Genomic DNA, 20,809 nt, shown 5'->3' with positions numbered 1-20,809 from the left:
TTACTGCATGTTGATGATCACGTTTTCCTGCCACAGTTGCGGCAGGGCTTTGGAGGTCGCTTCCCAGGCGGCGGCGTCCTTGATCGGCTGGACCTTGGCGTACTGCGCGTTGGGCAGCAGCTTGGCCTTCACGTCCTCCGGCAGGGTCAGGTGCTCGGCGCGGATCGGTCGGGCATTGCCCTTGGCCAGGTTGATCTGGCCGGCGTCGGAGAGGATGTACTCGCGGGCCAGCTTGGCGGCGTTCGGGTGCTTGGCGTACTTGTTGATGATGGTGGTGTAGCCGGAGATCACCGAGCCGTCGGACGGGATCAGCACTTCAAAGCGGCTGGGGTCGATCTGGTCGCGGTAGGAAAGACCGTTGAAGTCCCAGACCACGCCGACTTCCACTTCGCCCTTCTCCAGGGTCTGGATGGTCGGGTTGGACAGCGACAGGCGGCCCTGCTCGGCGATCTCGGCGAAGAAGTCCAGGCCCGGCTGGATGTTCTTCTCGTCGCCGCCATTGGCGATGGCGGCGGCCAGCACGCCGTTCACCGCCTGGGCGGCGGCGCTGACGTCCCCGATGGCGACCTTGTACTTGCCTTTCTTCAACTCGGCCCAGGAGGTGGGGATGTCCTTGACCAGTTGCTTGTTGACGATGAAGGCGATGGAGCCGGTGTAGGCCAGCATCCAGTGGCCGTCCTTGTCCTTGGCCCAGTCGGGAATCTGTTCCCAGGTGGTCGGCTTGTAGGGCTGGGTCACGTCCTGTTGCACGGCGATGGGGCCGAAGGCGGCACCGACGTCGCCGATGTCGGCGGTGGCGTTGTCTTTCTCGGCGGCGAATTTGGCGATTTCCTGCGCCGAGCTCATGTCCGTGTCCATGTGCTTGAGGCCGTATTGCTTCGCCAGGTCGGCCCAGGTGTCCTTCCAGTTGGCCCAGCTGTCGGGCATGCCGACGCTGTTCACTTCGCCTTCGGCACGGGCCGCTTTTTCCAGGGCCTGTACATCTCCTTCCGCTGCCATCGCCGAGGTACCCATGGCAATGGCCGATCCCAACAGTGAAGCCAGCAGCAGGCGTTTCATTCGAAGCTCCTTTCGCGCAGTTGTGTTTTATGTGGTCTAGATCAGCAAGACCCAGGCCAATCTAGGCCCGTTGGATGACAGTTTGATGTCGCGCCACGGGCCGGGGCCTTCTCGTTCGGGAACCGTGCCGGTGCGCCCATGAAGCGTAGACCATGGCTGTAACGGCCGATCCGCAAGGGGTCGCCGCAGGAATGGGCCTGGCATATGGCGTGCTAGAAACCCTGCTGTCATGTATCGGTCATCTAGGCTTCCTAGCATGTCGGCGGGCTTCGGAGCTTTTCAGGACCCGTTGGAACGCTCCTTTCTGGAGCTGGACTAGTCCAAAAGAGGAACATCGATGCGCGAGGAAGCGCCGCGTACTGTTACCGCCATCTGCCGTGCGCTGGAGGAGCAGATCGGCCACGGCCTGCTGGCGCCGGGCAGCAAGCTGCCGGCCGAGCGCAAGCTCAGCGAGCTGTTCGATACCACGCGGATCACTCTGCGCGAGGCCCTGGGGCAACTGGAAGCGCAGGGGTTGATCTACCGCGAGGAGCGCCGCGGCTGGTTCGTCTCGCCGCCACGGGTGGCCTACAACCCCCTGGTGCGCAGCCACTTCCACGCCATGGTCGGCGAGCAGGGGCGGGTGCCGGCCACCGACGTGCTGTCCGCCCGCCTGCAGCCGGCCAGCGCGGATATCTGCGATGTGCTGGGGTTGCCGGCGCTATCCCGGGTGATCCAGATCCGTCGTGCCCGGCGTATCGACGGACGGTTGGTGCTCTACGTCGAGCACTACCTGAACCCGGCCTACTTTCCCGGCATTCTCGACTTCGACCTGACGCGCTCGCTCACCGAGCTGTATGCCAGCGAGTACGGCATCCATTACGGCCGGGTGCGCTTCGACATGGTGCCGACCGCGCTCCAACCGGAAGCGGCCGCGGCCCTGCGGGTGGCCGCCGGCAGCCCGGCCTTGCGCATTACCCGGATCAACCGCGACCAGCACGGGCGCATCATCGATTGCGATCTGGAGTTCTGGCGGCACGACGCCATTCATGTGCAGGTGGAGGTGCCGGAGGGGTGAGGAGCGGGTGCGTTTTACCCCTCACTCCTCACGCTTCTCCCTTACCTGCTCACGGCAAATCCGGGCAGGAATAGAACGCCGTGAGTACCTTCACCAGATGCGCCAGGTCGTGGCTGCCGGCCAGTTCGCGGATGGAGTGCATGGCGAAGGTCGGCAGGCCGATATCGACGGTGCGCACGCCGAGCTGGCTGGCGGTGATCGGGCCGATGGTGGAGCCGCAGGCCATGTCGCTGCGCACCACGAAGCTCTGCACCGGCACTTCGTTTTCCAGGCACAGGTGGCGGAAGAAACCGGCGGTTTCGCTGCTGGTGGCGTAGCGCTGGTTGCTGTTCACCTTGATTACCGGGCCGGCGTTGAGCTTCGGGCCGTGGTTGCCGTCGTGCTTGTCGGCATAGTTGGGGTGCACGCCATGGGCGTTGTCGGCGGAGACCAGCAGGGACTTCTGGATGATGCGGGTGAAGGCATCGCATTCCGGCAACAGGCGGCGCAGCACCTGTTCCAGCATGGGGCCGTCGGCGCCGCAGGCGGAGCAGGAGCCTACTTCCTCGTGGTCGTTGCACACCAGCACGCAGGTCTCGTCGCCTTCGGCGGCCAGCAATGCCTGCAAACCGGCATAGCAGGAGAGCAGATTGTCCAGCCGCGCGCCGGCGATGAAGTCGCCGTTGAGGCCGATCACCGCGGCGCTCTGGGTGTCGTAGAAGCTCAGTTCGTAATCCAGCACCGTGTCGGCACTGAGGCCGTGCTCCAGGGTCAACTGGTCGGCGAGCAGATCGCGGAAATCGGCGCCCTCGTCACCCACCACCTGGGCGAGGATCGGTGGCAATTCGGTTTGCGCGTTGATCGCCCAACCCTGGTTGGCCTCGCGGTTGAGGTGGATGGCCAGGTTGGGAATGATCGCGATGGGGTTCTTGAAGTCGATGAGCTGGCTTTCCACCTTGCCGGCATGGCGGAAGGTCACCCGACCGGCGAGGGACAGGTCGCGGTCGAACCAGGGCGCCAGCAAGGCACCGCCGTACACCTCCACGCCGAGTTGCCAGAAGCCCTGGCGCTGCAGCTCCGGCTGCGGCTTGACGCGCAGGCAGGGGCTATCGGTGTGGGCGCCGATCAGGCGCATGCCGCCTTCGACGGGCGGGCGCCGGCCGAGCTTCACGGCGACGATGGAAGAATCATTGCGGGTGACGTAATAGCGGCCGCCGGGCTCGGCGACCCACGGCTCGCGCTCGTCCAGATGCTTGTAACCGGCCGCCTCGAGGCGCATGGCCAGGCTGTCGGTGGCATGGAAGGGCGTGGGCGAGGCCTTGAGGAAATCGATCAGGCCTTGGTTCAGCTTTTCGCGCATAACGGGCTCCAGGCAGCAATGCCGGCGAGTTTATCGGATTGCGCCGGGGGTTGCAGGAGCAGGTGCTCAGGTTGGAGCAGCGTGAGCGCCAGGCCTCGCCTGGGATCAAAACGGCGCCGGACACTCGAAGCGCAAACGCTCGCCGCTCTGCGGGTGGGTGAAGGCGAGCAGGCTGGCGTGCAGGCAGAGGCGGTCGTGGGCGGCCAGGGCCTGTTCGTGGGCGTAGAGGCGGTCGCCCAGCAGGGGATGGCCGATGGCGAGCATGTGCACGCGCAACTGGTGGGAGCGGCCGGTGATGGGGGTGAGTTCGACGCGGCTGTAGTGGCCGCAGCGTTCCAGCACGCGCCAGAAGGTGAGGGCATGGCGGCCCAGTTCGTGGTCGACCACGTGGCGTGGCTTGGTCGGCGGGTCGTAGCGCAGCGGCAGTTCGATGCGCCCGCTGTCCAGTTCGGGCTCGCCCCAGCAGAGGGCGGTGTAGGCCTTTTCGGTCTCGCGGTCGTGGAACTGGCGCGACAGTTCGCGGTGGCTGTCGGCATCGCGGGCGAGGACGATGAGGCCGGAGGTTTCCCAGTCCAGGCGGTGGACGATGCGTGCTTCCGGGTAGCCGTTTTCCTGCAGGCGGGTCACCAGGCAGTCGCGGTTGTCTTCGGCGCGGCCGGGGACAGAGAGCAGCAGGGTCGGTTTGTTGATCACCAGGAGCGCGGCGTCCTGGTGGAGGATCTGGATGTTCGACAGCGGCATGATTGGCCCGGAAACGGCGACGGCGGCCAGGGGCCGCCGTCGTGTCACCTGCGGGGATCAGCGATCCGGCAGGGTGATGTTAAGTTCGAGGATCGAGCAGCTTCCCTGGTTTTCCAGGGCGACGTGCACGTCCTGCTGGTTGATGTTGACGTACTTGCGGATGACCTCGACCAGTTCCTTCTGCAAGGCGGGCAGGTAATCCGGCTGGCTGCGCTGGCCGCGCTCGTGGGCGACGATGATCTGCAGACGCTCTTTCGCGATGGACGCCGTGGATTCCTTCTTGCGCTCACGAAAGAAGTCGAAAATGTTCATTCACGTCCTCCAAACAGCCGTTGCAAGAGTCCTTTCTTCTGTACGTCGAGGAAGCGATGCGGCTTTTCCTTGCCGAGCAGTCGGTCGACCGCGTCGCTGTACGCCTGGCCGGCGTCGCTCTGTTCGTCGAGGATCACCGGGATACCCTGGTTGGAGGCCTTGAGCACGGCCTGGGATTCCGGGATCACGCCGAGCAGGCGGATGGCGAGGATTTCTTCGACGTCTTCCACGCCGAGCATCTCGCCCTTGGTCACGCGCTCGGGGTGGTAGCGGGTGAGCAGCAGGTGTTCCTTGATCGGTTCTTCGCCTTTCTCGGCGCGGCGCGACTTACTGGCCAGCAGGCCGAGCATACGGTCGGAGTCGCGCACGGAGGAGACTTCCGGGTTGGTCACGACGATCGCCTCGTCGGCGAAGTACATGGCCAGGTGGGCGCCTTTTTCGATACCGGCCGGCGAGTCGCAGACGACGTATTCGAAGTTTTCCCGCAGTTCGTTGATGACTTTCTCGACGCCTTCCTGGGTCAGCGCGTCCTTGTCGCGTGTCTGGCTGGCGGCCAGTACGTACAGGTTTTCGAGGCGCTTGTCCTTGATCAGGGCCTGGGTGAGGGTGGCTTCGCCGTTGATCACGTTGACGAAGTCATACACCACGCGGCGCTCGCAGCCCATGATCAGGTCGAGATTACGCAGGCCGACGTCGAAGTCGACGATGACGGTCTTGTGCCCACGCAGGGCGAGGCCGGTACCGATGGCGGCGCTGGTGGTGGTTTTACCGACGCCACCCTTGCCGGAAGTGACTACGAGGATCTTGGCCAAGGTGATTCACCCCAAAGTAAAGAAAAGCAGGAACTTACGAGCGAAATTTACGGCTCCGGTTCCCATTCAGGTCCTTGAAAATTCGCGGCAGTATCCGTTAAAGGCGGGTGATGTTCAACACGTCTCCCGACAGGCTGACCTGTACCGCTCTGCCCCACAGCGGGTCGCGTCTGAGGTCCTCGGCGACCTTGTACTGGCCGGCTACGGAGACCAGTTCGGCGGCGAGCTGCTGGCAGAAGATCCGGGCCTGGGCGTTGCCCTTGATGCCTGCCAGGGCGCGCCCTCTCATCGGCGCGTAGACATGGATGTTGCCATCGGCGAGAAGTTCCGCACCGGCGCTTACCGGCGCCAGGACGATCAGGTCGCCGCCCTGGGCGTAGACCTGCTGGCCGCCGCGGATCGGGGTGGTGATCACCTTGCTCGGGCGGAATTCGGGTTCGGCGGGTTTTTCCGGTTTTTCCGGCTTCCTGGGAGCGCCTTCGAGCGGGTCGAGGGGCTTTTCGCGGGCGCCGGAGGGCGGCAGCACCGGCAGGTCGAGGGCGTTGGCGGCGGCGATGTCTTCCTCGCGGCTGGCGCGCACCGCCAGGGTGCGCAGGCCGTGACGGCGGCAGACGTCCATCAGGGCCGGCAGTTCGAGGGCGCCTTCGCCCAGCGGCAGCTTGTCCAGCGCCAGCACCAGCGGGGTGTTCTGGAAGAAGTTGGGGGCCTGGGCGACCTTGGCGGTGAGTTGCCGGTCGAGGCGCTCGAGGTCGTTGTGCGCCAGCTCCATCACGGTGATGGCCAGCATGCTGCCTTTGAGCTGGAAGACGGGGTCTTGGTCGAGGAGATCGGCTTGGCTCATGGTCGGCCCACTGCAATGAATGGCGAGGACTTATAACCAGAACACCGATGGGCCGCAAGCCGGATGCAGTCCTGTAGAATGCCCGGCTTTGTCGTTCGTCCGGTTTCGTCCATGGATCGTCCTTCTTTCCGCGCTTCGTTCCTCCATCCGCGCTTCTGGCTGCTGTGGATCGGCTTCGGGCTGCTCTGGCTGGTGTCGCAGTTGCCCTACCGGGTATTGCTCCTGCTCGGACGCTTGCTCGGCGCGCTGATGTACCGGGTGGCCGGTTCGCGGCGACGGATCGCGGCAAAGAATCTGGAACTCTGCTTCCCGGAAAAGGCTCCGGCGGAGCGTGAGCGCCTGCTGCGGGAAAACTTCGCCTCCACCGGCATCGCCTTCTTCGAAATGGCCATGAGCTGGTGGTGGCCGCGGGCGCGTCTGGCGCGGCTGGCCCATGTCGAGGGGCTGGAGCATCTGAAGCAGGCCCAGGCCGAAGGGCAGGGGGTGATCCTCATGTCCCTGCACTTCACTACCCTGGAGATCGGCGCTGCGCTGCTCGGCCAACGGCATACCATCGACGGCATGTACCGCGAGCACAAGAATCCGGTGTTCGATTTCATCCAGCGGCGCGGCCGCGAGCGGCATAACCCGGATGCGACCGCCATCGAGCGCGAGGACGTGCGCGCCATGCTTAAGGTGCTGCGCGCCGGGCGTGCCATCTGGTATGCGCCCGACCAGGACTACGGCGCCAAGCAGAGCCTGTTCGTCCCGCTGTTCGGCATTCCCGCCGCCACCGTGACCGCCACCACCAAGTTCGCCCGCCTGGGCAAGGCCCGCGTCGTGCCGTTCACCCAGACGCGGCTGGCCGACGGTTCCGGCTACCGGCTGGTGGTCCATCCGCCCCTGGCCGATTTCCCCGGCGAGAGCGAAGAAGCCGATTGCCTGCGCATCAACCAGTGGATCGAAACGGTGTTGCGCGAGCAGCCGGAGCAGTACCTGTGGGCGCACCGGCGCTTCAAGACGCGGCCGCCGGGCGAGCCGAAGCTGTATGACAAGCGCGACCGCTAGCACTCCTATACTCGAAACAACAAGGTCCGGAATCCGCCATGAGTGCAGTCGACGAATCCGCCAAATCCGTTACCGGGCTGATCCTTTCCGGTGGTGGATCGCGGGCTGCCTATCAGGTGGGGGTGTTGTCGGCCATCGCCGACCTGCTGCCGGACGCCGCGCATAATCCGTTCCCGGTGATCGTCGGCACCTCGGCCGGTGCTATCAATGCGGTGGGGTTGGCCTGCGGGGCCTTGCACTTCACCGAGGCGATCCGCCGGCTGACCGCCGTCTGGCAGGGCTTCCGCACCCATCAGGTGTACCGCAGCGACTGGCCCGGCGTATTGCGCCAGGCCAGCCGGTTCATTGGCCATAGTCTGCTCGGCCTGGGTTCGCAGGTGCCGGTGGCGCTGCTGAACAACGCCCCGCTGCGTGACCTGCTGGAGCGGGAGATCGATTTCAGCGGCATCGCTGCGGCCGTGGCGCGTCGTCAGTTGCGTGCGGTGGCGGTGACGGCGTTCGGTTACGAGTCGGGCCAGGCGGTGACCTTCTACCAAGGGCGGGCGACCATCGATCCCTGGTTCCGTCATCGTCGGGTCGGGGTGCCGACCCGGCTGACGGCGGAACACCTGATGGCCAGCGCGGCGATCCCGCTGCTGTTTCCGCCGGTGAAGCTAAACCGCGAGTATTTCGGCGACGGTGCGGTGCGCCAGTCGGCGCCGATCAGCCCGGCCCTGCATCTCGGGGCCAACCGGGTGCTGGTGGTGGGCGTCAGCGGCAATCCGCTGGGGCGGGACGCCAACAGCGTGCTGCCGCGCCCACAGAGTGGCCGGCCGCCGACCCTGGCGCAGATCGGCGGGCATATGCTCAACAGCACCTTCATCGACAGTCTGGAAGGCGACATCGAACTGCTCGAACGGCTCAACCACATGAGCCGGCTGGTGCCGAGCGGGCTGCATCCACGGGGGCTGGGGTTGAAGCCGGTCGAGGTGCTGGTGATTTCGCCGAGCCAGCCGCTGGACCAGATCGCCGCCCGCCACCATCACGAGCTGCCCCGCGCCCTGCGCCTGTTCCTGCGTGGCCCCGGCGCAACCAAGGCCAGCGGCGCCAGTGTGCTCAGCTACCTGCTGTTCGAGTCGGGTTACTGCAACGAGTTGATCGAGTTGGGTTACCAGGACGCGATGAGCCAGAAGGAGGCGTTGATCGGCTTCCTCGGCCTGGCACGGGTTCCGCCGCCCGTCGAGGTCGCCTTGGGCGAATGAGTTCGCCCCTAGAGTAGTGCTCGTAGGAGCCAGCTTTGCTGGCGATGCTCTTGTATTGATCCATTTCGCCAGCAGAGCTGGCTCCTGCAAGGCCTTCGAATCTTCCTGCGGGAGCGAATCCATTCGCAATTCGCAGAGTCCGTACATACAAACCGAAAAGCGCCAGCGCAATCCGGGAATCCGGCTGCCTTCCTACGCCAACGTACCGTCCCGGTAATCCCGCAAGGCCTGTTCGATTTCCTCGCGGCTGTTCATGACGAAGGGGCCGTACTGGACGATGGGTTCGCCCAGCGGCTTGCCGGCAATCAGCAATACGCGGGCGCCGGCTGCGCTGCTCAGGCGCAGTTCGCCCTGTTCGGACAGGCGGGCCAGTTGGCGGGTCGAAAGCGCCTTTGGTGCATCGCCATCGAGCTGCACCTCTCCCTCATAGACGTAGAGCATGACCCGGTGCCCATCCGGCAGGCGAGGGGCGACCTGGCTGCCGGCCGGCAGGTGCAGGTCGAACAGGTAGGGTTCGCTGTGCGGACGTTGCACGGCGCCGTCCTGGCTCAGCTCGCCTTCCTCGAAGCGGCCGGCGATCACCCGAGCCTCGACGCCAGCGGCGGTTCGTACGGACGGAATCTCGCCGGGCGCGAAGTCACGATAGCCGGGCTCGCCCAGCTTGTCCTTGCCCGGCAGGTTCAGCCAGAGCTGGAAGCCACGCATTACACCTTGTTCCTGCTCGGGCATCTCGCTGTGGATGATGCCGCGCGCGGCGGTCATCCATTGCACGCCACCGCTTTCCAGCCGGCCGACATTGCCCAGGTGGTCTTCGTGACGCATGCGCCCCTCGAGCATGTAGGTGATGGTTTCGAAGCCCCGGTGCGGGTGCGGCGGGAAGCCGGCGATGTAATCGTCGGGGTTCTCCGAGCCGAACTCGTCGAGCATGAGGAAAGGATCGAAGCGCTCGACGCCGGTGCCACCGAAGACTCGGGTCAGGCGCACCCCGGCGCCATCGGATGCGGGATGGCCAAGGTGTACGGATTGCAGGGTACGGAACAGGCTCATCAGGGACCTCCTCAAGTGGGAATGGCGCCCATGGTATGCCGATGAATCAGATTGATGGTTGCGAATATCGCGATGAAAGAATCGAGTAATTCGATATTTCAATGCGCCGGGCAGGGCGTCGGCGAGCGGGTTTCGCCCGGCAGGTCGAAGTCCTCGATCAATCGGCAGATGGCCTGGCCGTCCGGGGCGCACTCGGGTTTGCCTTCCCATTGGGTCAGTGCCTCGCGCATGACCTGGGCCAGGCGCTGGCATTCGGCAATATGGGCTTCGAGGGTGCCGAGGCGCTCGCTCAGCAGGTCGCGGACCTCGCCGCAGGGCGCGGTGCCGCTGTCGGCGCGGGCGAGGATGGCCTGCACGTCCTTCAGGCTGAAGCCGAGGCGTCGGGCGCGGGCGATGAAGCGCAGCCGGTGCAGGTCTTCGCCAGCGTATTCCTGGTAACCGTTGAGCGGGTTGCGGGTCGGCCGCAGCAGGCCGAGATCGGTGTAATGGCGGACGGTCTCGCCGCTGACGCCGGCGGCCTTGGCCAGTTGGGTTACGCGCATGGTCATTCCTCCTGAGCCGCGCATTATAGGTGCGGCCGGCGAGGTGCGGCCGGCGAGTTTGCCGGCCAGGCGCGTTTCAGGAGGTCATTCGGCGATCTGCAACTCGCGGGCGCGGGTGTAGACGTAGCGCACCTTTTCATATTCGAACGGTGAGTTCACCTGGCCGTAGCGGAAGTTGGTGGTGTAGCGCTGGTCGATCACGCGCAGGCCAAGAATCTCCGGGTGATCGCTGCTGACCTCGGAAACGTTCAGGAAGTTGATCTGGCTCTCGGCGGTGAAGTCCACCACCAGACCGCCGGTGTCGCGTAGGTTGGACGGACCGAGGATCGGCAGCACCAGGTAGGGGCCGTCCGGCACGCCATAGAAGCCGAGGGTCTGGCCGAAGTCCTCGCGCTGCTTGGGCAGGCCCATGCGGGTCGCCGGGTCCCACAGGCCGGCAACGCCGATGGTGGTGTTGATCAGCAGGCGCCCGGTGGTCTGCATGGCCCGCTTGCCCTTGAACTGCAGCAGGCTGTTGAGCAGGTTGGGCACGTCGCCCAGGTTGCCGAAGAAGTTGCTCACGCCGCTGCGCACGAAGCGCGGTGTGACGAATTCGTAGCCGCGCACCACCGGCAGGAACACCCACTCGTCGAAACGGTAGTTGAAGTGGTACACGCGGCGGTTCCACGAATCCCAGGGGTCGTAGACGTTCAGCGCCTGCAGCGTAGCGCGTTCGAACTCACGTTGGTCCAGTGCCGGATTGATCTTCAACTGGTCGAGGGGACGCTTGAAGCCGTCCTCATCGGTTTCGGCCATGACCAGGCCATGGCCGAACAGCAGGGCGAAGGCGAGGAAGCGGCAGTGTCTAACCACGGAAATACTCCAGCATGGCCTTGGTGTTGACGCGGTAGTTGAGGTTGCCGCAATGCCCGCCCAGCGGATACAGGGTCAGCCGGTCGCCCAGGGTACGGCGGAGGAAGCCGAGGTCGCCGGGGCCGAGGATCACGTCGTCGGCGTTGTGCATGACGGCGATCTTGTCACTGGTCTTCAGATACTCCTCGAGGGCATAGAGGCTGACCTGGTTGACCATCTGGGTGAGGCTGCCGCCGTCGTAGCGGGCGCGCCACATCGGGATCAGTTGCTCGGTGATGTAGCAGTCGAAGTCGCATTGCAGGGCGCGCTTGAAGAACGGCGAGAGATCGGTGCCCTCGTCGATCGGGTACTTGGTCGGGGTGATCAGGCCACGTCGGTTGATCAGGTCCGAGGTGAAGGCGATGTCGGCCGAGGAGAATCGGAACGAGGTGCCGATCAGCATGGCCATTTCTTCGTTCGACAGGCGCTGGCGGGACTGTTGGAAGTCGTAGAGCAGCGCGTCGTTGAGGTCGATGTAGCCGCGCTGCTGGAAGTAGCGGGTGAGCTTGGCGAGGACGACCTCGTAGAAGGTGTTGTCGTCGTCGATGCCTTTGACGCGGGTCTGCACCAAGCGGTCGAGGTTGGTCACCGAGGTATAGAGGTTCACCGGCGGGTTGAGCAGCAGCACGCGCTTGAAATTGAAGCTGCGGCGGGTTTCGTCGAGCTGGCTGACGAAGGCGGCGTGCAGGCCGCCCAGGCTGTAGCCGGTGAGGTAGAACTCGGTGATCGGCAGCTTCGGATGCTGGGCGCGCACCGCCTGCATGACCCGGTAGAGATCGTCGGCGTCGTCCGTCGACAGCCCTGGCGTGGCGAAGCGCGAGGCAGCGGCCATGAAGTCCCAACTGCTCGGCGAGGACAGTTGCACCACGTGGAAGCCGGCGCCATAGAACAGCTTCTTGAGGAATTCCATGGTGCTGTTGGAATAGTGCGCGCCAGTGCCGGCAATGATGAAGATCAGCGGTGCGGGCTTGTCCTGCCGGGCCAGGCGATAGCGGAGTGTCTTCACCGGCCAGAAGTTGCTCGGCAGCTCGAATTCGCGCTCCGGGCGCAGTTTGAGGCTGTAGTCGGACTGGTCTATATCTTCGTCCGTTGGCAACGGTGGGCGTAGTTCCGGCGGCGTGGTGGCGATGGTCGCTTCGAAGGGATTTTCCAGCGGATAGCCATACCCGGCGGGGTCGATATCCTGCGCCAACAGCGGCGCACTGAGGATGAGGCCGCCCAAGAGTGCGGCAAAACGGGCGAGGCGGGGCATGGTTTTCCCTTTCGATGAGAAGCTATCGCGCACGAGCGTATGCGCAGGCTATGACAGCTGTAAACGTAGCGAGTGCCATTATTCGGGCGATTTCACTCCCGTTCCGGGATGTAGTAGTGCCGTTCGCCGCCAATCGCTGTCCGATGGGCAGCCTTGCCGTCCAGTCAGCCCTTGCGGCGGCCGGAAGGCCCGTTATCCTGTCGCGATTTTCCTGGAGCTTCCCCATGTCTCGCCGTGCGTCCCTGATCCTCCTGCTGATTTTTCTGCCTCTCTGGCTGGCCGCCAGCTATGGCCTGCGTTTCGCGCTGATGGAGGACGACCGCTGGGTCGGGCTCTGCGTGGAGGAGGCCGCCCGCTGGGAGTGCCAGTTGCGCGCCGGCATCGGGCTGCTGATCCATTTCAAGGTGATCGCCCTGACGGCGCTGGGGACGGCGGCGCTGGCGTTCTTCCTGCCCGGTCGGGCGGGGCGTGGGCTGGCGGTGCTTGGGTTGGTCTTCGGCCTGCCGGCGCTGGTGTTGTATAGCGCCAGTCTTGCCGTCTTCGCGGTGGTGATCGCCGCCCTGCGCCTGGTGCGGGGTAGCGGGCCGGCAACTGCTTGAACATCGACGGGGTGGAAGAGCTTCTTCCACCCCGTCGTTCTCTCAGCTCTGTGCCGGGACGGACGCTGCCGGCTCGCTCGCGGCAAGGGCCGTCTCTCGGTTTAGAGCTCGCTCCGCACGCAGGCTGCGCCAGAGCGCGGCGACCAGCAAGGCGCTGACCAGCGCCCAACCGAGGGCCTGGAGGTTGACCAGCTTCTCCTGGTACAGCTGCGGCACCAGCCCGGCAGCGATCAGCACCGCCAGCAGGGCGATTTCCCGCCGCGGACCGGACACCGGCCGGCACAGGTAGACCAGCGCCGGCAACAGCAGGGCCGCGCTGGGGAAGCTGCGGTAACGGGCATCGAAGACCAGCGCCAGCATCATCACCGCGCCGGCGAAGCCACTGGCGACCAGCCACCAGCCGCCGCGCCGTTCCAGCCAGCCGAACAGGCGTTCCCGGCCATTGCCGCGGGCCGACAACGCGAGTGCCGCGTGCATCAATACCAGCAGGTTCAGGCCCACCAGCAGCGCGGCCCACAGCCATTCGCCGGGGAAGCGGCTGGTGACCCGCGCCAGCTCGGCCCATTGACCGATGCAGCCCGCTCCCAGGGCCGCGAGCGGCGGCAGCAGGCAGGCGGAGGCCAGCGAAACGGGGCGGCCGGCGAGCAGCAGGGTAGCGATCGTCAGGACCACGCCGGCGCCCAGCCAGAGGGGCCAGTGCGGCAGGTTGGAGACCGGGCCGGCGAGGATCGTCTTGTCCTGGCGGTCGGCGTCGAACAGCCCCCAGTAACCGCCCACCGCGCCTTCGCTGGCGCGTTTCCAGGGTTGGTCGAAGGCTTCGATCAGGTTGTAGCGCCAGCCGTTCTCTTCGGCCATGGCGACGAAGCCGCGGATGAACTTGGCTTGGTTGACCCGGCTCGGCACGGCGGTTTCGCGCTGGCGACCCTCGCTCGGCCAGCCGGTCTCGCCGATCAGGATGTCCTTCGGCGCGAAGCGGTTGCCGAACACCCGGCGGATATCCGCGACATGGCCCAGCGCCTTGTCGATCCCGGTCGGATCGTCTTCCCAGTAGGGCAGCAGGTGGATGGTCAGGAAGTCCACCGCCGGCGCCACCTCGGGGTGCTTGAGCCAGAATTCCCAGACATCGGCGTAGGTCACCGGCTGTGTGGTCTCGCGTTTCACCCGCTCGATCAGGCCGGCCAGCCGGGCGCCGGTGACTTCCTTGCGCAACAGGGTCTCGTTGCCGACGATCAGGGCCGTGACGATATCGGGGTTGGCCTTGGCCGCTTCGATCAGCGCCTTGATCTCCATCTCGGTCTCCACCGGGTCGGCGTTGACCCAGGCCCCGAGCATCAACTTCAGGCCGTGCTTGCGGGCGAGGGCGGGAATCCCTTCGAGGCCGAACATGGAGTAGGTGCGCACGCAATTGAAGCGGGTGGCGAGCAGGGCGAGGTCGGCGTCCATCCGCTCGGGGCGCAGGACGAAGGGTTTGTCGAAGGGCGACTGGTCCTTATCGAACGGGCTATAGGACACGCACTGCAGCTTGTGCGTTGGCGTCGCGGCATCGGGCAGAGGGATGGGCCGCCCCTGCCAGTACCAGAAGGCGGCCAGCGCCAGCAGGGCGAGCAGGGTCGAGAGCAGGTAGGTCGGTAGCAGCAGTCGGTTACGGGAAGACATGGTTTGGCTGGCATGGATGCGAAGGTGCGCATCTTGCCGTATTTCCACCGGAATGGGAGGGCTGACAGCGCTATGGACTGCATCCGGCGCCGATTGGTTTCCTCCCGCTCAGGCGTGGTGGTGCAGCCAGGCATGTCTGGGAATCGATGCCGATGCCGCGTCTTTCTTTTTCGATTCCAGCTTCGACCAGATTTTTTCGTGGAAGTAGAACCCTACCGAGTTGCACAACGGCTCCACCGCAGCCACCAGACCCCCGACGGTCACGCTGCCGGTCAGCACGTAGGCCACGCTGAAAGCGATACAGAAGTGCATCACGGTGAAGGTTACGGTCTTGAGCATGGCACACCTCTAATAAGAATCATTCTTCGTTGTGCTCAGAGTAGAGCGAAGGGGCGAATAGAGGAAATGTTCAGACATTATTGGATCGATAGATGAATTGAATGCTTGGGATGAGGTGCGCCGATGCACTGCCACGGGGCAGGAAAGGCGAGGCTCCGCCGACTGCACCCGGCTTGTCGTTTCTTGTTGGGTTGCGTGTCGCTGTCAGAGCATTTTTCCCGCCGCACCGCGCCGATGATCAAGCGGCCAGTACTCCGCTGGCGAATGGCCAAGGCGGTGGGGCGTGAAGGGGGCGCACCCGAACCAGAACAAACATTCCAGGCTTGAGCGCAACATGCGCACACGGGGAGCGACTATGAATATTCGACGTTTGATGGGAGTGGGGGCGGGTCTGCTGCTCGCACTCGGTGCCGGCATGGCGGGCGCCGCCGAGAAGGCAACCCTGAAGATCGGCTATGTGGACGGCTGGTCGGACAGCGTGGCGACCACCCATGTGGCGGCCGAGGTGATCAAGCAGAAGCTGGGCTACGACGTCCAGTTGATGCCTGTCGCTACCGGCATCATGTGGCAGGGCGTGGCCAAGGGACAACTCGACGCCATGCTGTCCGCCTGGCTGCCGGTGACCCACGGTTCGTACTACGAAAAGCTCAAGGACGAAGTCGTCGATCTGGGGCCGAACTTCAACGACGCCAAGATCGGCCTGATCGTGCCGGAATACGTTACGGCGAAGAGCATCGGCGACCTGCAGGCACAGAAGGACGCCTTTCGTGGTCGCATCGTCGGCATTGACGCCGGCTCCGGCGTGATGCTGAAGACCGACCAGGCAATCAAGGACTACGGCCTGGACTATAAGCTGCAGGCCAGCTCCGGCAGCGCCATGACCGCCGAATTGGCGCGCTCGATCAATGCCAACAAGCCCGTGGCCGTGACCGGCTGGATTCCGCACTGGATGTTCGCCAAGTGGAAGCTGCGCTTCCTGGAAGACCCGAAAGGTGTCTACGGCGATGCCGAGCATGTGGACAACATCGTCAACCCGGGCCTGGAGAAAAAGGCACCGCAGGTGGTCGCCTTCCTCAAGAAATTCTCCTGGAAGCCGGACGAGATCGGCCAGGTGATGCTGGCTATCGAAGAAGGCGCCAAGCCTGCCGCCGCCGCCCAGAAGTGGGTCAGCGAGAACCCGCAACGGGTCCAGGAATGGCTGCAGTGACAGCGTGAAACCGCAGGGCGAACGCATTCGCCCCGCAGAGTGGACAGCCACCGAACCCTCGGGAATGATCCTCGGACATTCCCGAGGGTCTCTCCATGAAAATCAGCGACATTCCCTTCGGCGTCACCGAGTGGTCCAGCGTCGAGCGCAGCGAACATCCCGGTGAAACCGGCACGGCCTACTGGCGCACCTGCCGGTTCGGCGAGCTACGGGTACGCATGGTGGAATACACGCCGGGTTATCTGGCGGATCACTGGTGCGAGAAAGGCCACATCCTGCTGTGCCTGGAAGGTGAGCTGCACACCGAACTGGCGGACGGACGCCAGTTCGTCCTCCAGCCCGGCATGAGCTATCAGGTGGCCGACCACGCGGAGGCGCACCGTTCCTCTACACCCATCGGGGCGAAGCTGTTCGTGGTCGACTGAGCGGATCGGTCAGATCACACCGAGCAGTAACAGCACCACCACCACGACCAGCAGAACGCCGATGGCACCGGATGGGCCATAGCCCCAGGTGCTCGAGTGGGGAAAGACCGGCAGGCCGCCAATCAGTAGGATCAACAGGATCACGATCAGAAGAGTGGTGAGCGTCATAGGGTGACTCCTCTCGTCGGAACGGGACGCGTGGCTTCGGGTCGGAAAAACGCCGCGCTTACTGATTCCGACTCGTTGGCCGGAGCAAGATTCCTGCCCAGGGGACATACGGTTCCGCTATCCAGGAGGGGCTTGTCATGGTCTACCGGCTGGCCGCCGATGCGTTGGTTCTCCTGCATCTAGGCTTCATTCTCTTCGTTCTGCTCGGCGGGTTGCTGGTGCTGAAGTGGCACTGGCTGGCCTGGCTGCACCTGCCGGCGGCAGCCTGGGGCGCGGCCGTCGAACTGTTCCACCTGTACTGCCCGCTGACCCCCTGGGAAAATGCCTTGCGGCGCGCGGCTGGCGAGCAGGGTTACGACGGCGGTTTCATCGAGCATTACCTGATCCCGCTGATCTACCCGAGCGGGCTGACCCCGCAGATGCAACTTTGGCTGGGCGGGGTGGTGTTGTTGGTCAACGGGCTGGTCTATGGGACTCTCTTGTTGCGTCGGATCAACCCTCGCTAGCCGGCGGGTTTGCCCTGGTCATTCAGCAGCCTGATGGTGGCTCGGCGCCCCGTCGGGCTTCGCTACACTGCGGCCAACTCCCTAGAACAACAGGCAAACCTCCCTATGCAAAACCGCATGATGATTACCGGCGCCGGTTCCGGCCTCGGTCGCGAGATCGCCCTGCGCTGGGCGCGTGAAGGCTGGTGGCTGGCTCTGTCCGACGTCAACGACGCCGGCCTGCAGGAAACCCTGCGACTGGTCCGCGAAGCCGGCGGCGACGGGTTCACCCGCCGTTGCGACGTGCGCGACTACAGCCAGCTCACCGCCCTGGCCCAGGCCTGCGACGAGCAGTTCGGCGGCATCGACGTCATCGTCAACAACGCCGGCGTGGCCTCCGGCGGCTTCTTCAGCGAGCTGTCGCTGGAAGACTGGGACTGGCAGATCGCGATTAACCTGATGGGCGTGGTCAAGGGCTGCAAGGCCTTCCTGCCGCTGCTGGAGCGCAGCCGTGGCCGGATTATCAACATCGCCTCCATGGCCGCGTTGATGCAGGGCCCGGCGATGAGCAACTACAACGTGGCCAAGGCCGGGGTGGTGGCGCTGTCGGAAAGCCTGCTGGCGGAGCTGCGCCAGCAGGAGATCGGTGTCCATGTGGTCTGCCCGTCGTTCTTCCAGACCAACCTGCTGGACTCCTTTCGCGGCCCGACGCCGGAAATGAAGGCCCAGGTCGGCAAGCTGCTGGAGAGTTCGCCGATCAGTGCCGCGGATATCGCCGACTATATCTACCGCGAGGTGGAGAAGGGCGAGTTCATGATCCTGCCCCACGAAATGGGCCGCATGGCCTGGCAGCTCAAGCGGCAGAATCCGCAGGCGCTCTATGACGAGATGGCCAGCATGGCGGCCAAGATGCGCGCCAAGGCTCGCCAGGGCTGAGTTGGGAGGTGGTTGTCCCGGATGGCGCATGATCTTTGCCATGTGCGAGCAAACCCCTCTCCCCTAAAGTGGAGAGGGAACCCCGGCGAAGCCGGGGCCGTATGTAGGAGCAAGCCCTCTTGGTTACCTTCTGGGGCGACTGCCAGAAGTAACTCGCCGGGGGGAGAAACAAGAAGTGCCTATTGAACTCAGTAGTCGGTTGGGCTCAGGACTGTCCAGCAACGCTTGACGAAGACAGAGCGACTTCATCCGCCCACAAGTCCATCCGCTTACTTTCAAGTTGTCCTTATGGTCAGCTTTCCCTTGCCTGGAACAGTCTGTCCGGGTAGGGTTTCCGCTTCCGGCCTGCCTGCCGCAAATCGTTGGAAACCCCTGTGAAAGCCGTATCCCGGGCCATGCTGATGCTGGCCCTGGTGCTGGCGGCGATCAACCTGCGCCCCGGCATCACCTCCTTTGCCCCTCTGATCGAACGGATCGCCGATGAGCTGGCGCTCAGCCGTGGCCTGATCAGCCTGACCACCGCGCTGCCGGTACTTTGCATGGGCCTGCTCGCGCCGTTGGCCCCGCGCCTGGCGTTGCGTTTTGGCCTGGAACGCACCATCACTGTCTGCCTGGGGATGATCCTCGGAGCACTCCTGCTGCGTCTGCTGGGCCATGCCAGTGCCGTGCTGATCGGCAGCGCCGTGCTGCTGGGGGCCGGTATCGCCGTCGCCGGGCCGTTGCTGTCCGGTTTCATCAAGCGCTATTTCGTTGGTCATATCGGCCGCGTGGTGGGCTGGTATTCGTTCAGCATGGCCATCGGCGGTGCCGGTGGCGCGGTGCTGACGGCGCCGACCGTGGCGCTGCTGGGCGATGACTGGACCTACGGCCTGGCCATTTGGGCTCTGCCGGCGGCCGTTGCACTGGTGCTGTGGGCGCGTCTGCCGAATGTGCGGGAAACCGCGCAGGAAGGCGCCGAAGCGGGCGGGTTGCCCTGGCGCGAGCCGCGTGCCTGGCTGATCACCGGGTTCTTCGCCATCCAGGCGGGGCTGTTCTACGCCCTGACCACCTGGCTGGTGGCGCGCTACCACGAAGCCGGTATGAGCCTGCTGCGGGCCAACAGCCTGTTCAGTCTGTTCATGTTGATCGGTTTGGCCAGCGCCTATCTGGTGCCTTGGCTGGCCCAGCGTTTTGACAAGCGCTACCAGCTCCTGCTGGCCTGCGGCCTGTCGTCGTCGCTGTGCCTGGGCATGATCACCTTCTTCCCGACCTTCGTGCCGGAGTGCTGGGCGCTGCTCATGGGCTTCGGTCTCAGCGGCTCCTTCGCCCTGTCCCTGGTACTGCCGATGTACGAAGTGAAGACGCCCCTGGCGGTCAGCCGCTGGACGGCGATGATGCTCTGCGCCGGCTACAGCCTGGGCTGCCTGACACCGGTGCTCGCCGGCCTCGGCCGCGACCTCTCCGGCACCTACCGCCTGCCGTTCCTGGTGCTCACCCTGCTGGCGCTGCTGATGTGTGTGCTCGCCTGGCGGCTGCATCCGCGGGCGAGCCGTTCGTCCACCCCATAACGCCGGACGGCGACGCTCCGGTCACGACCTGTTCAAGCCGAGCGCCAGTTCCTTGGCCTTGGCCTTGCCCTGTGTTAGAAGGCTGCGTCCATTTCCAGGAGTGCCCGCGTGGAGTCCGAATCCATTGTCTATGGCTGCATCCGTGACTGGCCGTCCGATAACCCGGACCAGCGCATCCTGCGCCGCGAAACCAACCATCGGATACTGGCCAGCCTGCCCGGTGGCGAAGCCTGGCCGTTCCTCGGTCGGGAAATGTTCTCCTTCTGCGACCTCCCCGGCGCGGGTCTCTACCGGACCCAGGTGATCCACTTCGGCGCCAGCTACCAGACGGTGGAATACGAGTGGAAGCTCTGGGTGCAGGAGTTCGAGGCGCTGCTCAAGCAGCTCTACTGGGCCAGTGCGGTGGTGCATCTGGAAACCGAACTGAACGGCAGCCACATCTTCCGCTGGGAGTCGGAGAGCGGTTTCCACAGCCCGCGTGAGGGCGACCTGCGGGTCCGTTGCGCCTGGGAGCGCGAGAGCGGCGTTCACGTCTGACAGACGAATTTCGTCCGCTTGTTAACCGCTCGTGTAGGAGCCAGCTCTGCTGGCGAACCGTGCCTCCGACAACCGCCGATTCGCGAGCAGCGCTCGCTCCTGCCGGAATCCGCTACATCAACTCCACCAGCGCTTCGCTTGTCACCACTCTGGCGATGGTGCCGAGCATCTGCATCGACGCGTCGTGTTCCTCCTCGCTGGCCGCAGCGCAGGCATCCTCCACCACGATGACTTCGTAATCGCGGTCATGTCCGTCGCGCACGGTGCTCTGTACTGCCCAAGTGCTGCTGACCCCGGCGATCACCAAGCGCTGGATGTGGTTGGCGCGCAGGATCGCGTCCAGCGAGGTGCCATAGAAGCCGCTGACGCGCGGCTTGATCACGACCAGGCAATCGTTGCCGACATCCAGCTGCGGGTGGAACTCTGTGCCTTTGGCACCCAGCGCCAGGGCACCGACCTCATGGGCCTTGCCGAACATCGGCGAGGCTTTCGGCTGGTCCAGGTAGCTGAGCGCGAAACCGACCTTGACCAGCACCCGCAGCCAATCCCTCTCCCGGGCAATGGCCAGCACGCGGTTGGCCTTGCCGACGACGTCGCGCTCGCTCGCCTGGCTGGCGGCGCGGGCGATCTTGCCGTTCGGGTGCATGATGTCGACGATGTAGTCCAGACCGATGAAGGCGGTATGCATAAGTACCTCCGTCCGGGCCGCCGCCCGGCTTCTTCGACAGG

At 64.8% G+C, this 20,809-nt stretch carries 24 protein-coding genes; 10 read left to right on the top strand and 14 right to left on the bottom strand.

The genetic code is table 11. The features are described 5' to 3' along the window. On the bottom strand, positions 1 to 1,059 hold the full coding sequence (locus tag PIN01S_RS07325; protein WP_084334844.1) for an ABC transporter substrate-binding protein: 1,059 nt from the start codon (positions 1,057 to 1,059) through the stop codon (positions 1 to 3). 337 nt (positions 1,060 to 1,396) lie between these two features. Here PIN01S_RS07325 and PIN01S_RS07320 point away from each other — a divergent pair, with 337 nt between their 5' ends. After that, a complete protein-coding gene (locus PIN01S_RS07320; RefSeq protein WP_084334842.1) occupies positions 1,397 to 2,116 on the top strand; it encodes a UTRA domain-containing protein in 720 nt (239 codons plus the stop codon). 49 nt (positions 2,117 to 2,165) lie between these two features. On the opposite strand, the gene PIN01S_RS07315 is transcribed toward PIN01S_RS07320, so the two are convergent. From PIN01S_RS07315 to minC, 5 genes are all read right to left on the bottom strand, one after another. Next, complete coding sequence (locus PIN01S_RS07315) at positions 2,166 to 3,455, bottom strand: M18 family aminopeptidase (RefSeq protein WP_084334840.1); 1,290 nt, start codon at positions 3,453 to 3,455, stop codon at positions 2,166 to 2,168. A gap of 105 nt (positions 3,456 to 3,560) precedes the next feature. Continuing rightward, the gene (locus tag PIN01S_RS07310; protein WP_084334838.1) at positions 3,561 to 4,196 is read right to left on the bottom strand and encodes an RluA family pseudouridine synthase; all 636 of its coding nucleotides are present in this window, start codon (positions 4,194 to 4,196) and stop codon (positions 3,561 to 3,563) included. A gap of 57 nt (positions 4,197 to 4,253) precedes the next feature. Then, positions 4,254 to 4,508 carry a cell division topological specificity factor MinE gene (minE, locus tag PIN01S_RS07305; RefSeq protein ID WP_084334836.1) on the bottom strand — a complete coding sequence of 85 codons (255 nt, stop codon included), beginning with the start codon at positions 4,506 to 4,508 and terminating at the stop codon, positions 4,254 to 4,256. After that, positions 4,505 to 5,320, bottom strand: a complete 816-nt coding sequence (gene minD, locus PIN01S_RS07300; protein WP_084334834.1) for a septum site-determining protein MinD — start codon at positions 5,318 to 5,320, stop codon at positions 4,505 to 4,507. The genes minE and minD overlap by 4 nt, the downstream gene beginning before the upstream one ends. Before the next feature lie 97 nt (positions 5,321 to 5,417). Next, a complete protein-coding gene (gene minC, locus PIN01S_RS07295) occupies positions 5,418 to 6,161 on the bottom strand; it encodes a septum site-determining protein MinC (RefSeq protein WP_084334832.1) in 744 nt (247 codons plus the stop codon). 111 nt (positions 6,162 to 6,272) lie between these two features. Between minC and PIN01S_RS07290 the strand changes: the two genes are divergently transcribed. Further along, on the top strand, positions 6,273 to 7,208 hold the full coding sequence (locus PIN01S_RS07290; protein WP_084334830.1) for a lipid A biosynthesis lauroyl acyltransferase: 936 nt from the start codon (positions 6,273 to 6,275) through the stop codon (positions 7,206 to 7,208). Positions 7,209 to 7,246: 38 nt separating this feature from the next. Next, a complete protein-coding gene (locus tag PIN01S_RS07285) occupies positions 7,247 to 8,449 on the top strand; it encodes a patatin-like phospholipase family protein (protein ID WP_084334828.1) in 1,203 nt (400 codons plus the stop codon). 192 nt (positions 8,450 to 8,641) lie between these two features. Here PIN01S_RS07285 and PIN01S_RS07280 read toward each other — a convergent pair whose 3' ends face one another. The 4 genes from PIN01S_RS07280 to PIN01S_RS07265 form a co-directional block, all read right to left on the bottom strand. Then, complete coding sequence (locus tag PIN01S_RS07280) at positions 8,642 to 9,496, bottom strand: pirin family protein (RefSeq protein ID WP_084334826.1); 855 nt, start codon at positions 9,494 to 9,496, stop codon at positions 8,642 to 8,644. Positions 9,497 to 9,594: 98 nt separating this feature from the next. After that, on the bottom strand, positions 9,595 to 10,038 hold the full coding sequence (locus PIN01S_RS07275) for a MerR family DNA-binding protein (RefSeq protein ID WP_084334824.1): 444 nt from the start codon (positions 10,036 to 10,038) through the stop codon (positions 9,595 to 9,597). An 84-nt stretch (positions 10,039 to 10,122) separates the two neighbouring features. After that, on the bottom strand, positions 10,123 to 10,833 hold the full coding sequence (locus PIN01S_RS07270) for an MlaA family lipoprotein (RefSeq protein WP_084335033.1): 711 nt from the start codon (positions 10,831 to 10,833) through the stop codon (positions 10,123 to 10,125). Between the two features lie 49 nt (positions 10,834 to 10,882). Beyond that, positions 10,883 to 12,181 (bottom strand): alpha/beta fold hydrolase, encoded by a 1,299-nt coding sequence (locus PIN01S_RS07265; RefSeq protein ID WP_084334822.1) that lies wholly within the window; start codon positions 12,179 to 12,181, stop codon positions 10,883 to 10,885. A gap of 224 nt (positions 12,182 to 12,405) precedes the next feature. Between PIN01S_RS07265 and PIN01S_RS07260 the strand changes: the two genes are divergently transcribed. Continuing rightward, complete coding sequence (locus PIN01S_RS07260) at positions 12,406 to 12,780, top strand: hypothetical protein (protein ID WP_084334821.1); 375 nt, start codon at positions 12,406 to 12,408, stop codon at positions 12,778 to 12,780. 42 nt (positions 12,781 to 12,822) lie between these two features. Here PIN01S_RS07260 and PIN01S_RS07255 read toward each other — a convergent pair whose 3' ends face one another. Then, positions 12,823 to 14,436 carry a glycoside hydrolase family 17 protein gene (locus PIN01S_RS07255; protein WP_244505935.1) on the bottom strand — a complete coding sequence of 538 codons (1,614 nt, stop codon included), beginning with the start codon at positions 14,434 to 14,436 and terminating at the stop codon, positions 12,823 to 12,825. 108 nt (positions 14,437 to 14,544) lie between these two features. After that, positions 14,545 to 14,775, bottom strand: a complete 231-nt coding sequence (locus tag PIN01S_RS07250) for a DUF2061 domain-containing protein (protein WP_084334820.1) — start codon at positions 14,773 to 14,775, stop codon at positions 14,545 to 14,547. A gap of 355 nt (positions 14,776 to 15,130) precedes the next feature. Between PIN01S_RS07250 and PIN01S_RS07245 the strand changes: the two genes are divergently transcribed. Together PIN01S_RS07245 and PIN01S_RS07240 are read left to right on the top strand one after the other, a co-directional pair. Then, positions 15,131 to 15,982 carry a glycine betaine ABC transporter substrate-binding protein gene (locus tag PIN01S_RS07245; RefSeq protein WP_084334818.1) on the top strand — a complete coding sequence of 284 codons (852 nt, stop codon included), beginning with the start codon at positions 15,131 to 15,133 and terminating at the stop codon, positions 15,980 to 15,982. Between the two features lie 95 nt (positions 15,983 to 16,077). Further along, positions 16,078 to 16,407 (top strand): DHCW motif cupin fold protein, encoded by a 330-nt coding sequence (locus tag PIN01S_RS07240; protein ID WP_084334816.1) that lies wholly within the window; start codon positions 16,078 to 16,080, stop codon positions 16,405 to 16,407. 9 nt (positions 16,408 to 16,416) lie between these two features. Here PIN01S_RS07240 and PIN01S_RS07235 read toward each other — a convergent pair whose 3' ends face one another. Beyond that, a complete protein-coding gene (locus PIN01S_RS07235; RefSeq protein WP_084334814.1) occupies positions 16,417 to 16,575 on the bottom strand; it encodes a DUF3309 family protein in 159 nt (52 codons plus the stop codon). Between the two features lie 137 nt (positions 16,576 to 16,712). Here PIN01S_RS07235 and PIN01S_RS07230 point away from each other — a divergent pair, with 137 nt between their 5' ends. The 4 genes from PIN01S_RS07230 to PIN01S_RS07215 all read left to right on the top strand — a co-directional run bounded on the left by PIN01S_RS07230 (position 16,713) and on the right by PIN01S_RS07215 (position 20,080). After that, positions 16,713 to 17,081, top strand: coding sequence for a DUF2784 domain-containing protein (locus tag PIN01S_RS07230; RefSeq protein WP_084334813.1), 369 nt, complete (start codon positions 16,713 to 16,715; stop codon positions 17,079 to 17,081). Positions 17,082 to 17,186: 105 nt separating this feature from the next. Beyond that, positions 17,187 to 17,996 carry an SDR family oxidoreductase gene (locus tag PIN01S_RS07225; protein ID WP_084334812.1) on the top strand — a complete coding sequence of 270 codons (810 nt, stop codon included), beginning with the start codon at positions 17,187 to 17,189 and terminating at the stop codon, positions 17,994 to 17,996. Positions 17,997 to 18,370: 374 nt separating this feature from the next. After that, complete coding sequence (locus PIN01S_RS07220; RefSeq protein ID WP_244505936.1) at positions 18,371 to 19,543, top strand: MFS transporter; 1,173 nt, start codon at positions 18,371 to 18,373, stop codon at positions 19,541 to 19,543. A 108-nt stretch (positions 19,544 to 19,651) separates the two neighbouring features. Further along, positions 19,652 to 20,080, top strand: coding sequence for a hypothetical protein (locus tag PIN01S_RS07215; RefSeq protein ID WP_084334809.1), 429 nt, complete (start codon positions 19,652 to 19,654; stop codon positions 20,078 to 20,080). Between the two features lie 112 nt (positions 20,081 to 20,192). Here the strand turns inward: PIN01S_RS07215 and PIN01S_RS07210 are convergent, their stop codons facing one another. After that, entirely contained in the window at positions 20,193 to 20,768 is a 576-nt protein-coding gene (locus tag PIN01S_RS07210; protein ID WP_084334807.1) for a cysteine hydrolase family protein, read from the bottom strand. Between the last annotated feature and the right edge of the window lie 41 nt (positions 20,769 to 20,809).

Origin of the sequence: Pseudomonas indica NBRC 103045 (assembly GCF_002091635.1) — a bacterium.
Taxonomy (GTDB): Bacteria; Pseudomonadota; Gammaproteobacteria; order Pseudomonadales; family Pseudomonadaceae; genus Pseudomonas_M; species Pseudomonas_M indica.
This window is presented reverse-complemented; position numbering and strand designations above follow the sequence as displayed.